The organism is Hydrogenophaga sp. (assembly GCF_035481345.1).
Classification (GTDB): Bacteria; Pseudomonadota; Gammaproteobacteria; order Burkholderiales; family Burkholderiaceae_C; genus Hydrogenophaga.
Window position 1 is genome coordinate 28542 of record NZ_DATIGV010000020.1, and the last position, 13827, is coordinate 42368.

The window sequence follows — 13827 nt, forward strand, 5'->3', positions numbered from 1 at the left end:
CGGTGCTCCTGTTCAGACGCTCTGGCCGCTGGCGCCTTCGGGCAGCTTCACCTCGGGGGCGCTGCTGGCGACCACCGGCTTGTGCGGCGCCTGCGGCGCTGGCGAGGGCGGTTGCGCTCGCGCGGCGGACGCCTCGCGCAGCGCGGCGCGCCGGCCCTTCCACCAGGGCACGATGCGGCTCTCCCACAGCCCGGCCAGGCCCATGGGGAAGGCCATGGTCACGCCGATGAAGAGCGCGGCCATGAGGAAGAGCCAGAGGTCGGGGAAGCTCTCGGAGAAGAAGGTCTTGCCCGCGTTGACCAGCAGCGCGCCGTAGACCGCGCCCACCAGGCTCATGCGCCCGCCCACGGCGGCGTAGATGACCATCTCGATGGAGGGCACGATGCCCACGAAGCTGGGCGACATGAAGCCCACCTGCAGGGTGAACAGCGCGCCGCCGATGCCGGACAGCGCGGCCGCCAGGCAGTACACGAAGATGCGGAAGTCGGCCACGTCGTAGCCCGAGAAACGCACGCGGTCTTCCTTGTCGCGCATGGCCAGCAGCAGGGTGCCGAGCTTGCTGGTCTGCACCCAGCGGCAGGCCACGATGGCCAGCACCAGCAGGCCCACGCAGACGAAGTACAGGATGTATTTGGCGCTGTCGGTGCGCGTGTCCCAGCCCATCAGGGTCTTGAGGTCGGTCATGCCGTTGACGCCGCCCGTGTAGCCCTGCTGGCCGATGATGAGCACGGTGAGGATGAGCGCCACCGCCTGCGTGATGATGGCGAAGTACACGCCGCCCACGCGCCGCTTGAACATGGCGAAGCCGATCAGCCAGGCCAGCAGCACCGGCACCACCACCACCGCCGCCAGCGCGAAGGGAAAGCTCTTGAAGGGCAGCCAGAACGTGGGCAGTTCGGTGATCTGGTTCCAGTCCATGAAGTCCGGAATGCCGGGCGTGGACTGGATCTTGGTGCTCTCGGGGTCGGAGGCCTCGAGCTTGAGGAACATGGCCATGGCGTAGCCGCCCAGGCCGAAGAACACGCCCTGCCCCAGGCTCAGCACGCCGCCGTAGCCCCACAGCATCACCAGGCCGATGGCCACGAAGGCGTAGGTGAGGTACTTGCCCACCAGGTTGAGGCGAAAGATGTCGAGCGACAGCGGCAGCACCACCGCCAGCAGCACGGTGAGCAACACCAGACTGGCGAGCTGGTAGCGGGTGATCCAGGCTTTCAGGGCGTTCATGGTCGGACTCCGGGTGGCGGGGAAATCAGCGGCGCACTTTGGATGCGAAGAGGCCCTGCGGACGCAGCATCAGGATCACGACGATGAGCGAGAGCGTGAGCACCTTGGCCATGGAGCCGGCGAGGAAGAACTCGGTGACGGACTGGGTCTGCGCGATGCCGAAGGCCGAGACCACGGTGCCCAGCAGGCTGGCCGCGCCGCCGAAGGTGACGACCAGGAAGGCGTCGACGATGTAGAGCGAGCCCGAGGTGGGGCCGGTGGAGCCGATGGTGGTGAAGGCCGCGCCGGCCACGCCCGCGATGCCGCAGCCGATGGCGAAGGTCAGGCGGTCGGTCTTCTTCGTGTCGATGCCGATGGCGTTGGCCATCACGCGGTTGCTGACCGTGGCGCGCACCCGCAGGCCCCAGCGGCTGCGGTGCAGGGCCAGCAGCACGCCACCGGTGACCACCGCGGTGAGCGCCAACACGAACAGGCCGTTGATGGGGATGTCCAGGCCTTCGGTGGGGGCCCAGGAGCCCATCAGCCACTCGGGCAGCGTGGGGCTCACTTCCTTGGGGCCGATGAAGGTGCGAAAGCACTGCTGCAGCGCCAGGCTGATGCCCCAGGTGGCCAGCAGCGTGTCCAGCGGGCGCTTGTAGAGGTGGCGGATCAGCGCCCACTCCACGACCCAGCCCGCGATGAAGGCGAAGACGAAGGCGGCCACGATGGCGAAGGGAAAGTACGCCGCCACCGCGCCGGGGCTGATGGTCTCGGCCAGCGTGGAGCCGAGGAAGATGGTGTAGGCGCCGATGGTCATGAACTCGCCATGCGCCATGTTGATCACGCCCATCTGCCCGAAGATGATGGCCAGGCCCAGCCCCATGAGCAGCAGCACCGCGAACAGGCTCAGGCCCGCGAAGCCCTGCATGACGCCGATGTTGAGCAGGTCGTTGAAACTCATGAGGGATCTCCAGACAGATGGGTGCCGCAGGACTTACTGGTAGCCTTTGGGGAAGGGGTCGGGCTTGATCAGCTCGGGCGACTCCGACACCACCTTGAAGGTGCCGTCCGGCATGCCCATCGCGATGCGCGACTTGCTCCAGAGGTGGTGGTTGGGGTCGAGCTTCACGTAGCCCTCGGGCGCGTCCTTGAGCTCGATGCCGGTGCGCGAGGCGGCCACCACCTTGTCGACGTCGAAGCTCTTGGCCTTCTCCACCGCGGCCTTCCACAGCCAGGGGCCCAGGTAGCCGGCCTGCGTCACGTCGCCGATGACGGCGTCCTTGCCGTACTTGGCCTTGAAGGCGGCCACGAACTTCTTGTTGTTCTCGTTGTCCAGCGTCTGGAAGTACTTCATCGACGAGTAGAAGCCGGCGAAGTTTTCGCCGCCCACGCCGGTCATCTCGTCCTCGGTCACCGACAGGGTCACCAGGGTCTGCTTGTCACCGGTGATGCCGGCCGCCTTGAGCGCCTTGTAGAAGGCCACGTTGGAGCCACCCACCACGGCGGCGAAGATCACGTCGGGCTTCTGCAGCTTGATCTTGTTCATCAGCGAGCCGAAGTTGGTGCTGCCCAGCGGGTAGTACTCCTCGCCGACGACCTTGCCCTTCTGGAAGGCCTCGATGTGCTTGCGCGCGATCTTCATCGAGGTGCGCGGCCAGATGTAGTCGGAGCCGATGAGGAAGAAGGTCTTGGCTTTCTTCTCCTTCTGCGCCCAGTCCAGGCTGTAGAGGATCTGCTGCGTGGCTTCCTGGCCGGTGTAGATCACGTTCTTGGACTGCTCCAGGCCTTCGTAGAAGGTGGGGTAGTACAGCAGGCCGTTCTCTTTCTCGAACACCGGCAGCACGGCCTTGCGCGAGGCGCTGGTCCAGCAGCCGAAGACGGCGGCGCAGCGGTCGTTGATGAGCAGCTTCTTGGACTTCTCGGCGAAGGTGGGCCAGTCGGAGGCGCCGTCTTCCTTGATGACCTTGATCTTGCGGCCCAGGATGCCGCCCATGGCGTTGATCTGGTCGATGGCGAGCTGCTCGGCCTGGATGGAGCCCGTCTCCGAGATGGCCATGGTGCCGGTGGACGAGTGCAACTGACCGACGGTGACTTCGGTGTCCGTGACCGCGAGCTTGGTGGTGTTCACCTGCGCGGTGGGCTGGCCGAAGCTCCAGGTGGGCAGGCCGGCCAGGCCGGCGGCGCCCAGCATCTGCAGCACGCGGCGGCGGCTGGCCTCGGGGGTTTCGGGCGAAACGTCGTTCGGATCGGGTTGGTGCTTCATCAAGGGCTCCTGGGCGGGTTGGGTCGGTGAAAACCGGCGATGTGCCGACTGGAGCGAAGCCTAGGGAGAACCCTCGATCGGGCCCATAAGTCAAATAACGTAGAGGCGGCGTACGCGCCCTGGCACGGGGTCGGTACGGTTCTTGTTAGGCCTTGTCCCACTGGAGCCTTCATGCAGCCGCCCGAGCCCGCCACGCCGCCCGCGACCCCCCCATTGGCCGCGCAGAAGATCTTTCGCTTCCGCCGGGAATACAACTCGTGGGTGGCCGACGAGACCATGGAGGACTACGCGCTGCGGTACACGCCGCGCGCCTTTCGCAAGTGGAGCGAGTGGCGCGTGGGCCACACGGCCTTTGGCTCGCTGTCCTTCCTGGCGCTGGAGGCGATCGGCGGCGCGATCGCCGTGAATTACGGCTTCGCCAACGCCATGTGGGCCATCCTGGTGGTGGGGCTGATCATCTTCCTCACCAGCCTGCCCATCGCCTACTACGCGGCGCGCCACGGGCTGGACATGGACCTGCTCACGCGCGGCGCGGGTTTCGGCTACCTGGGCTCGACGATCACCTCGCTGATCTACGCGGTGTTCACTTTCATCTTCTTCGCCATCGAGGCCGTGATCATGGGCCTGGCGCTGGAGATGGCGACCGGTTGGCCGCTGGCCTGGTGCTACCTCATCTCGGCCGTGGTGATCATCCCGCTGGTGATCCGCGGCATCACGCTGATCTCGAAACTGCAGGCCTGGACGCAACCGCTGTACCTGTTCCTGCTGCTGCTGCCCTTCGTGTGGATCGCGCTGTCGCAGCCCCAGCTCTACCGCGACTTCACCAGCCTCGCCGGCCTGCGCTCGGGCGACAGCGGCTTTCACCCGCTGATGTTCGGCGCCGCGGCGGCGGTGATCTTTTCGCTGGTGGTGCAGATCGGCGAGCAGGTGGACTTCCTGCGCTTCATGCCCGAGCGCACCGCGAAGAACCGCCTGCGCTGGTGGCTGGCGGTGCTGATCCCCGGGCCGGGCTGGGTGGTGGTGGGCATGCTCAAGATGGTGGGCGGCGCCTTCCTGGCCTTCGCCGCCATGCAGTTCGAGGTGGACCCCGAGCGCACCGCCGAGCCCACGCAGATGTTCCTGGCCGGCTTCACCGAGGCCGTGGGCCACCCGGGCCTGGCGCTGATCATGACCGTGGTGTTCGTGGTGCTGGCGCAGATCAAGATCAACGTGACCAATGCCTACGCGGGCTCGCTGGCCTGGAGCAATTTCTTCGCCCGCGTGACGCACAGCCACCCGGGGCGCGTGGTCTGGCTGGTGTTCAACGTCGCCATCGCCACGCTGCTGATGCTGCTGGGCGTGTTCGCGGGCATCGAGAAGGTGCTGGGCGTCTACAGCAACGTCGCCATTGCCTGGGTGGGCGCGCTGGTGGCCGATCTGGTCATCAACAAGCCCCTGGGCCTGAGCCCGCGCGGCATCGAGTTCCGCCGCGCCTACCTGTACGACTTCAATCCGGTGGGCATGGGCTCGATGATCATCGCGGCGCTGGCGGCCATCCTGGCCTACAGCGGCCTCATGGGCGAGGTGGCCGCCGCCTTCTCACCCTTCATCGCCCTGGGCCTGTCGCTGCTGCTGTCGCCGCTGCTGGCCTGGGCCACGGGCGGGCGCTGGTACCTGGCGCGAGAGCCCTCCAACGAATGGTGGCCGGGCCAGGCGGTTCGCTGCTCGGTGTGCGAGAACCAGTTCGAATCGGAAGACATGGCGAGCTGCCCGGCCTACCGCGCGCCGATCTGCTCGTTGTGCTGCTCGCTCGAGTCGCGCTGCCACGACCGCTGCAAGAGCAACTCGCGCGCCATCGACCAGGTGCGCGGCTGGCTGGCGCAGGTGCTGCCGCAGCGGCTGATGGCGCGGGTGAACTTTCGCGCCGGGCAATTCCTCGCGGTCTGGCTGTCGATCAGCGCCATCCTGGCCTTCCTGATCGGCATGGTCTATGTGCAGGAAAGCCTGCACGGCACGGCCACGCTGCTGGATCTGCCGTTTCTCAAGCTCTACGCCTTCCTGGTGCTGTTCGCGGCGGTGTGTTCCTGGTGGGTGGTGCTGACCACCGACAGCCGCCGCATGGCGCAGGACGAGTCGGAGCGCCAGACGCAGCTGCTGATGCGCGAGATCGAGGCGCACCAGCGCACCGACGCCGAGCTGCAGTCCGCGCGCGACCGCGCCGAGGCCGCCAGCCAGGCCAAGACGCGCTACGTGGCGGGCATGACGCACGAGCTGCGTACCCCGCTGACCAGCATCCTGGGCTACGCGCAGATCCTGCAGAAGAACAGCGACATCTCGGTCTGGGTGCGCGAGACCATCGCCACCATGCAACGCAGCGGCCAGCACATGCATGCGCTGATCGATGGCTCGCTGGACCTGGCGCGCATCGAGGCCGGGCGCCTGAAGCTCGACACCGTGCCGCTGCCCCTGCCGCAGCTGATGGAGGACGTGGAGCGCATGGTGCGCCCGCAGGCCGAGGCCAAGGGCCTGCGCTTCACCGTGCAGCGCAGGGGCGAGGTGCCCGCCTGGGTGCGCGCCGACGCCAAGCGCCTGCGCCAGATCCTCATCAACCTGCTGAGCAACGCGGTGCGCTTCACCGACGAGGGCGAGGTCACGCTGCGGCTGGACTTTCGCCAGCAGGTGGCGCGCATCGACGTGGTGGACACCGGCATCGGCATCGCCGAGCAGGACCAGAAGCGCATCTTCCTGCCCTACGAACGCGGCGCCGCGGGACGCCGCGCGCGCGATTCGGGCACCGGCCTGGGCCTGACCATCACCCACCTGCTGACCGACATGATGGGTGGCGACCTCACCCTCAAGAGCGCGCCGGGCCAGGGCAGCACCTTCAGCCTGCGGCTGTACCTGCCGCCCATCGCGTCGGACCCGCAGCACCCCTTGCCCATTCCCTCCACCCTGCGCGCGGTGACCGGCTACCTGGGCCCGCGCCGCACGGTGCTGGTGGTGGACGACCAGCCGCTGCACCGGCAGTTGCTGGCGAGTATCCTGGTGCCGCTGGGCTTCCTGGTGCGCGAGGCCGCCAGCGGCCAGGAATGCCTGGAGATCATCGAGCAGAGCCCGCCCGACCTGCTGCTGCTGGACCTGACCATGGATGGACTGGACGGCTGGCAGACCGCGAGCGCGGTGCGCGAGCGCCTGCCGTCCTCGCGCCTGCCAATCGTCTTCGTCTCGGCCAACCTGATCGACAACCGGCCCGAGGCCTTCAAGGACCTGGACTACCAGGGCTTCGTTGCCAAGCCCATGAGCGAGGCCGAGCTGCTCGACGCGCTGAGCCATGCCTTGTCGCTGGAGTGGCTGACCGAGCAGGTGCCCGCCAGCGGCGCGTCCGTGCAGGCGGTGCGCCCGCGCCCCGGCCTGCCGCTGCCCGACGCGCTGCGCGAGGAACTGCAGCGCCTGGCGCGCCAGGGCCAGGCCGCGGCGCTGCGCCAGCGCCTGTGGCAGGCCCAGGGCACCGAGCCCGCGCACGCGGCCACGCTGGCGCTGCTGCTGTCCTGCGCCGACCGGTTCGACTTCCAGACCCTGATCGAATACCTGAGAGACACCGAGGAGCTTGCCGACGATGACACCGTGGTCTGACACCCTGCCACCGCCCGCGGCCACTCAGCCGGTCGTGCTGGTGGTGGACGACTCGTTGGAGACCCTGCGCATGCTGGGCGACGCCCTGGTGGCCGAGGGCTACGTGGTGCTGGCCGCGCGCGATGCGCAGGAAGCGCTGGAGCGCTTCGAACTCGCCATTCCCGATGGCGTGCTGCTCGACGCCGTGATGCCCGGCATGGACGGCTTCGAGCTGTGCCAGCGCATCAAGTCCACGCCGGCCTGGTCGCACGTGCCGGTGCTGTTCATGACCGGCCTGTCCGACAGCGAGCCGCTGCTGCGCGGCTTCGCCAGCGGCGGCGTGGACTACGTGGTCAAGCCGCTGCGCATCCCCGAGGTGATGGCGCGCCTGGCCACGCACCTGCGCAACGCGCGCGTGGCGCGGCTGGCGCAGGAGGCGGTGGACGTGGCCGGCCTGGGCACCGTCGTGCTGGATTCGCTCGGACGCATGGCCTGGCGCTCGCCGCAGGCCATGGTCTGGCTGGGCCAGGCCTTCGGCGGTGACGCGGAGGGGCAGGAGCAGGCCGCGCGCTGGCTGGCCGCCGCGCGGCGCGAGGGCACCGCGCAGGTCGACGGTGCGCAGGGCCGCCTGCTCGCGCGCCACCTGGGCCAGGGCAGCCTGGGCGAGTCCATGCTGCTGCTGAGCCTGACGCCGCTGAACACCGCGGCCGCGCAGCGGCTGCGCGAGGTCGCGCTCACGCCACGCGAGACCGAGGTGCTGTCCTGGCTGGCCAAGGGCAAGACGAACCGCGACATCGCCGACATCCTGGGCATGAGCCACCGCACGGTGAACAAGCACCTGGAGCACGTGTTCGAAAAACTGGGCGTGGAGACGCGCGCGGCGGCCGCGGCTATTGCGGGCAAGCTGCTGCCGCAGGCGTGAAGCCTCGGCTGCTTCAGAGCTGCGCGATGCCGCCGTCCACCACGTACTCCGCCCCCGTGACGAAGGACGCATCGTTCGAGAGCAGGAAGGCGGCCACCGCCGCCACCTCGTCGGGCCGGCCAAAACGGCCGAGCGGCACCTGCTGCAGCACGGCCTGGCCGAACTCGGCCACCGCCGTGGCCGCCATTCCCGTGCGATCGAAGAAGGCGGTTTCGATGGGGCCGGGGCTGACGGCGTTGACGCGGATGCCGCGCGGCGCCAGTTCGCGCGCCAGCACGCGGGTCAGGGTGCGCACCGCGCCCTTGGTGGAGGCGTAGATCGCCATCGAAGCGAAGCCCTTTTCGCGCGCCACCGAGGTGTTGAGCAGCAAGGCGGCGCCATCGGACAACAAGGGTGCCAGGGCGCGCGCCTGCAGCAGCGGGCCGCGCACGTTGACCGCATATTGGGCATCGAACTCGTCGGCCGTCACATCCTCCAGCGACTGGAAGCGGCCGAAACCGGCGTTGAAGAAGGCACCGTCGATCTGCGGCGTGATGGCCTCGATGGCCTCGCGCAAGGCCTGGGCAGCGGCGGGATCGCCCGCGTCGTTCAACAGGTAGCGGGCCCGCTCGCCGAGCACGCCGCGCGCCGTGTCCAGCGACGACAGTCGCGAACCGGTGACGATGACGCGCGCGCCTTCGTCGGCCAGGCGCTGTGCGGTGGCGAGGCCGATGCCGCTGGTACCGCCGGTGACAAGCACGGTCTTGTGTGTGAAACGGGTCATGATCGACGTCCTTTCTGGTTGAGGTGCGCCTATGATGGGTTGTCGATCTGAACAAGGAAATCCCAGAAGTGGGCAAGAAGAATTTGCGCAATCGCACAAGTGCGCTGGATTGGAACGACCTGCGCATGGTGCTGGCCGTGAGCCGCGCGGGCAGCCTGAACGGGGCGGCCCTCGAGCTGGGCTTGCGTCACTCCACTGTCTTCCGGCGCATTGAGGAGGTCGAAGCACGCGCCGGCGCCCGGCTCTTCGAGCGTTCGCGCACCGGTTGGCGGGCCAACCTCCAGGGCGAAGCGGTGGCGGCCGCGGCCGCCGAGATGGAGGCCGCGGCGCTGTCTGCCGAGCGCGCGATCAGTGGGTCTGACGCCCGCGTGGAGGGCGTGATTCGCCTGGCCACCAGCGAGATGCTGGCCGGCTACCTGTTGCCCGCGATGCTGCAACGCTTCCTGTCGGCGCACGCCGGCATCGAGATCGAAGCCGACGTGTCCAACCGCGCCGTCGATCTGACGCGGCGCGAGGCAGACCTCGCCCTGCGGGCCACTGCCCGGCCGCCAGACTCCATGGTGGGTCGGCAGGTGGGCGAGTTGCGCTATGCCGTGTACGCCGCACGGTCGCTGCTGCCGCGCCGTGGCGATGTCCAGCCGGTGCTGCAGGCCCTGCCATGGATCGGCTTCGACGAGCGCATCGCCTACACCGGCATCGCCCAGTGGTTCGCCCGGGCACTGCCCGAGGTGCGCCCCCGGATGAAGGCCGACTCCCTGCCAGCCATGCTGAAGGCGGGTGCTGCCGGCATCGGTGCCGTCGTGCTGCCGATGTTCGCTGCCGCGCAGGAGCCGGGCCTGCTTCGCGTCACCCCGCCGATTGAAGGACAGTCCATGGGCCTGTGGCTGCTGCACCACCCCGATGTGCGCGGCAACGCCCGCGTACGGCTTCTGATGCAGTGGCTGGCGCAGGCGATACCCGAGGAACTGGCGCGGCAGGCGGACGGTGGCAAGACCGTGTCCCGCTTCGCGGATTGCCCGCTGGCGGGTCGGCGGTCGCGCCGACCCGCCAGCGGAGCATGAGCACCGCACGGCCCGCGAGACCCCGTCACCGGACAGGCCCGGCCCCCCCGGCCACAATCGCCCCAGCAACCGAGGAGACCACCATGCTCGAGACCGTCATCAACGCGCGCCCCGCCGACCTGGGCCACGGCCTGACCGTGCGGCGCGTATTGCCCTACGCGAAACGCCGCATGGTCGGCCCCTTCATCTTCGTGGACCACGCCGGGCCCGTGACCATGGCGCCCGAGGACACGAGCGCCGCCGACGTGCGTCCCCACCCGCACATCGGCCTGTCCACCGTGAGCTACCTGCTCAGCGGGCAGGTGATGCACCGCGACAGCCTGGGGGTGGTGCAGTCCATAGTGCCCGGCGACGTGAACTGGATGACCGCCGGGCGCGGCATCTCGCACAGCGAGCGCTTCACGCACCCCGACTCCTTCGCGGGCGGCGGCCTGGAGCTGATGCAGCTCTGGGTGGCGCTGCCGGTGGAGGACGAGGAGACCGAGCCCGCCTTCACCCACTACCCGGCGAAGGACCTGCCGGTGCGCGAGCAGGACGGCGTGTGGATGCGCCTGATCGCCGGCGATGCCTACGGCATGAAAAGCCCCGTGCGCACGCACTCGCCGCTGTTCTACCTGCACACGCAATGGCAGGCCGGCGCCAGCCTGGCTTTGCCGGGTGGCCACCGCGAACAGGCGGTGTACGTGGCGCACGGCGAAATCGAACACGCGGGCGAGGTCTACCACCCGGGGCAACTGCTGGTCTTCGGCGACGACACCGACGCGCTCATCACCGCGCAGGTGCCGAGCACGCTGATGGTCTTCGGCGGCGAACCGCTGGGCGAGCGGCACGTGTGGTGGAACTTCGTGTCCTCGCGCAAGGAGCGCATCGAGCAGGCCAAGGCGGACTGGCAGGCGGGACGCATCGCGCTGCCGCCGGGGGATGACCAGGAGTGGATTCCCCTGCCGGGGGCCTAGGACCAGTACGGGTCGTCCGCCTTGCGGCGCTGCACGCGCGCCGATCCCCACACCACGCGCAGCTGCCGGCCCTCGCGGGCCAGGCTGTCGGCCACCTTGTCGATGACGTAGCGGCGCCGGGCCGGCTCGCCCGGCACGTCGAACTCCCACAGCTTGAGCGAACCGTCGGGCTGCTCCTCCACCAGGATGGCGAAGCGGCCGTAGGGGTCGCGGTACTTGAGGGTGCGGCAGTACATGCTGGCTCGTCGAAAGCGAGCCGGTGAGTAACTGCGGGGGCCGCGAAAGTTCAGGCCCGCGTCACAGGCCCAGCTCGGTCAGCCCCGGGTGCGTGGCAGGCCGCGGCCCGAGGGGCCAGTGGAACAGCCGCTCACTCTCGTGGATCGGCCGGTCGTTGATGCTGGCATGGCGCTGCTCCATCAGGCCCAGGTCGGTGAACTGCCAGTTCTCGTTGCCGTGCGAGCGGAACCACTGGCCCGAGTCGTCGCGCCATTCGTAGACGAAGCGCACCGCGATGCGGCGTCCCTCGAAGGCCCAGAGCTCCTTGATGAGCCGGTAGTCCAGCTCCTTCGCCCACTTGCGCGTGAGGAAGGCGTGCACCTCGGCCCGGCCCACCGGGAACTCCGCGCGGTTGCGCCAGCGCGTGTCCTCGGTGTAGACCTTGACCACGCGGTCGGGGTCGCGCGTGTTCCACGCGTCCTCGGCCATGCGGACCTTCTCGATGGCCGATTCGCGCGTGAAAGGCGGCAGCGGCGGGCGCGGCTCGGCGCTCATCAGTACTGCTTGTAGGGCAGGAACTTGCCCGACATCACGATGTTCACGCGGTCGCCATTGGGGTCGGCCTGGCGCTTCATGTCCATCTTGAAGTCGATGGCGCTCATGATGCCGTCGCCGAATTCTTCGTGGATGAGTTCCTTGAAGGTGGTGCCGTAGACGCTGACCAGTTCGTAGAAGCGGTAGATCAGCGGATCGGTGGGCACGCTGGTGGGCAGCGAGCCCTTGTAGGGCACGACCTGCAGCCACTTCTGCTCGTCCGCCGTCAGGCCGAAGATCTTGCCGAGCGCCTTGGCCTGTTCGGGCGTGGCGGTCATCTGGCCCAGGCACAGGGCCGTGGTCCATTCCTTGGACTTGCCGACCTTCTTGGCGACGTCTTCCCACTTCAGGCCCTTGCTGACCTTGGTGGAGACGATCTTCTCGGTGACTTCAATGCGACTCATGTTTGCCTCTTGAGTAGTGGTGGAGTGAAAGGGTTGAACCGGGGGTGCCGCGGAACCGGCTTTGCCGGGCCGCTGGCGCCGTCCCCCGTGGGGGAAGCCGCGCAGCGGCGCAGGGGGTCAATTCGCTCTCGCTCGAGAGACGAGGAAGTCGACGATGTGGTTGCGCAGCTCGTAGTAGCCGTCCAGGTGGTGCAACTGGGCGCGTGTGCGTTCGCGCGGCAGGGTGTTGCTCACCACCTCGGCCAGGCCGCCGGGCTTGTAGACGCCCTCCACCTCGCGGCCGTTGCTCATGAGCAGGATGCGGTCGGCCAGCAGGATGGCCTCGTCCACGTCGTGGGTGATCATGAACACCGTCTGGTGCGTCTCGCGCACGATGGACATGAGCTCGTCCTGGATGGTGCCGCGCGTGAGCGCATCCAGCGCGCCGAAGGGCTCGTCGAGCAGCAGCATCTTGGGCTGGATCGCGAAGGCGCGCGCGATGCCCACGCGTTGTTTCATGCCACCCGAGAGTTGCGACGGCTTCTTGTCGATGGCGTGGCTCAGGCCCACCATGGCCACGTACTTCTCGACCTGCGCGTCGACCTCGGTCTTGTTCCACTCGGGCCAGCGCGACTTCACCGCGAAGGCGATGTTCTGGCGCACGCTGAGCCAGGGCATGAGCGCGTGGCCCTGGAAGACCACGCCGCGCTCCAGGCTGGGGCCGGCGATCTCGCGACCGTCCATGAAGGCGTGGCCCTCGCTGGCCGTGTCCAGGCCGGCGAGCACGTTGAGGATGGTCGTCTTGCCGCAGCCGCTGTGGCCGATGATGCAGACGAACTCGCCCTTGTCGATGCCGAAGTCGACGCCGGCGAACACGGGCTTGTCGGACTGGTAGGCCTTGGCGAGGTTCTCGACCTGCAGGAAGGCGCGGGGGTGGGCGCTCATGGCGGTGCCTTTGGTTTGCGTTGAGGGTGCCGCGGAGCCGAGGCCCTGTTGCCGGCTGTCACTCCACATAGGTCACCACCTTCTGCAGCTGCGCGAACATCAGGTCGAGCAGCATGCCCACCACGCCGATCATCAGCACCGCGAAGATCACGTTGGTGAGCGAGAGGTTGTTCCACTCGTTCCACACGAAGTAGCCGATACCGGTGCCGCCGACGAGCATCTCGGCCGCGACGATGACCAGCCAGGCGATGCCCATGCTGATGCGCATGCCCGTGAGGATGGTGGGTGCGGCGGCGGGCAGCACCACCAGGAAGGCCTTGCGCAGCGGGTTCACCTCCAGCGTGGCGGCCACGTTGAGCCAGTCGCGCTTGACCGAGGCCACGCCGAAGGCGGTGTTGATCAGCATCGGCCAGATGGAGCAGATGAAGATGACGAAGATGCCGCTGACGTTGCTGTCCTTCAGCGTGTAGAGCGCCAGCGGCATCCAGGCCAGGGGGCTGATGGGCTTCAACACCTGCACGAAGGGATCGAAGGCCTTCTGCATGAGCGGCGACATGCCGATGAGAAAGCCCAGCGGAATGGCCACCAGCATGGCGAGTGCGAAGCCCAGGCCGACGCGCGCCAGCGAGTGCGCGATCTGGATGCCGATGCCCTTGTCGTTGGGCCCGTTGTCGTAGAAGGGGTTGGAGAGGTGGCCCCAGCTGGCCTTGGCCACGTCCCCCGGCGGGGGAAAGCCGCCGGTCTTGCCGGCGCCGGACCCGGGGTCCTTGCCCATCATCTTGGCGTACTCGATCTCCTCGGGCGTGAGGTTGGAGGCGGCGGCGCCCGCGCCACCCCCGCCCGTGGCGAGTTGCCAGGCCCCGATGAAGACCACCAACAGCAGCAGCGAGACCAGCGCGGCGCGCAGGTTGACGTTCAGTCCGCTCATGG

The 13827-nt window shown here is 68.4% G+C and carries 13 protein-coding genes; 4 read left to right on the forward strand and 9 right to left on the reverse strand.

Features of this window, described 5'->3' with window-relative positions:
* Positions 1–12 precede the first annotated feature (12 nt).
* From urtC to urtA, 3 genes are read right to left on the reverse strand one after another with little or no spacing between them, the layout of a single operon-like run.
* Positions 13–1224 (reverse strand): urea ABC transporter permease subunit UrtC, encoded by a 1212-nt coding sequence (urtC, locus tag VLG41_RS01530; protein ID WP_325347639.1) that lies wholly within the window; start codon positions 1222–1224, stop codon positions 13–15.
* 25 nt (positions 1225–1249) lie between these two features.
* Positions 1250–2164 (reverse strand): urea ABC transporter permease subunit UrtB, encoded by a 915-nt coding sequence (gene urtB / locus VLG41_RS01535; RefSeq protein WP_325347640.1) that lies wholly within the window; start codon positions 2162–2164, stop codon positions 1250–1252.
* Positions 2165–2197: 33 nt separating this feature from the next.
* Complete coding sequence (gene urtA / locus VLG41_RS01540; protein WP_325347641.1) at positions 2198–3466, reverse strand: urea ABC transporter substrate-binding protein; 1269 nt, start codon at positions 3464–3466, stop codon at positions 2198–2200.
* Between the two features lie 171 nt (positions 3467–3637).
* On the opposite strand from urtA, the gene VLG41_RS01545 reads away from it, so the two are divergent.
* Together VLG41_RS01545 and VLG41_RS01550 are read left to right on the forward strand one after the other, a co-directional pair.
* Positions 3638–7078, forward strand: a complete 3441-nt coding sequence (locus tag VLG41_RS01545; protein ID WP_325347642.1) for a hybrid sensor histidine kinase/response regulator — start codon at positions 3638–3640, stop codon at positions 7076–7078.
* On the forward strand, positions 7062–7979 hold the full coding sequence (locus tag VLG41_RS01550) for a DNA-binding response regulator (RefSeq protein WP_325347643.1): 918 nt from the start codon (positions 7062–7064) through the stop codon (positions 7977–7979). Before VLG41_RS01545 ends, VLG41_RS01550 begins: the two co-directional genes overlap by 17 nt.
* A 13-nt stretch (positions 7980–7992) precedes the next feature.
* Here VLG41_RS01550 and VLG41_RS01555 read toward each other — a convergent pair whose 3' ends face one another.
* A complete protein-coding gene (locus VLG41_RS01555; protein WP_325347644.1) occupies positions 7993–8742 on the reverse strand; it encodes an SDR family oxidoreductase in 750 nt (249 codons plus the stop codon).
* 68 nt (positions 8743–8810) lie between these two features.
* On the opposite strand from VLG41_RS01555, the gene VLG41_RS01560 reads away from it, so the two are divergent.
* Positions 8811–9803 (forward strand): LysR family transcriptional regulator, encoded by a 993-nt coding sequence (locus tag VLG41_RS01560; RefSeq protein ID WP_325347645.1) that lies wholly within the window; start codon positions 8811–8813, stop codon positions 9801–9803.
* 83 nt (positions 9804–9886) lie between these two features.
* Positions 9887–10759, forward strand: a complete 873-nt coding sequence (locus VLG41_RS01565) for a pirin family protein (protein ID WP_325347646.1) — start codon at positions 9887–9889, stop codon at positions 10757–10759.
* Here VLG41_RS01565 and VLG41_RS01570 read toward each other — a convergent pair.
* The 5 genes from VLG41_RS01570 to ntrB form a co-directional block, all read right to left on the reverse strand.
* Positions 10756–10995, reverse strand: coding sequence for a hypothetical protein (locus VLG41_RS01570; protein ID WP_325347647.1), 240 nt, complete (start codon positions 10993–10995; stop codon positions 10756–10758). The genes VLG41_RS01565 and VLG41_RS01570 overlap by 4 nt on opposite strands.
* Positions 10996–11056: 61 nt before the next feature.
* Entirely contained in the window at positions 11057–11530 is a 474-nt protein-coding gene (locus VLG41_RS01575) for a nuclear transport factor 2 family protein (RefSeq protein WP_325347648.1), read from the reverse strand.
* Positions 11530–11973 (reverse strand): cyanase, encoded by a 444-nt coding sequence (gene cynS / locus VLG41_RS01580; protein WP_325347649.1) that lies wholly within the window; start codon positions 11971–11973, stop codon positions 11530–11532. Before cynS ends, VLG41_RS01575 begins: the two co-directional genes overlap by 1 nt.
* Before the next feature lie 117 nt (positions 11974–12090).
* The gene (locus VLG41_RS01585) at positions 12091–12966 is read right to left on the reverse strand and encodes an ABC transporter ATP-binding protein (protein WP_414652414.1); all 876 of its coding nucleotides are present in this window, start codon (positions 12964–12966) and stop codon (positions 12091–12093) included.
* Positions 12956–13825, reverse strand: coding sequence for a nitrate ABC transporter permease (ntrB, locus tag VLG41_RS01590; RefSeq protein ID WP_325347651.1), 870 nt, complete (start codon positions 13823–13825; stop codon positions 12956–12958). Before ntrB ends, VLG41_RS01585 begins: the two co-directional genes overlap by 11 nt.
* Positions 13826–13827: the final 2 nt, after the last annotated feature.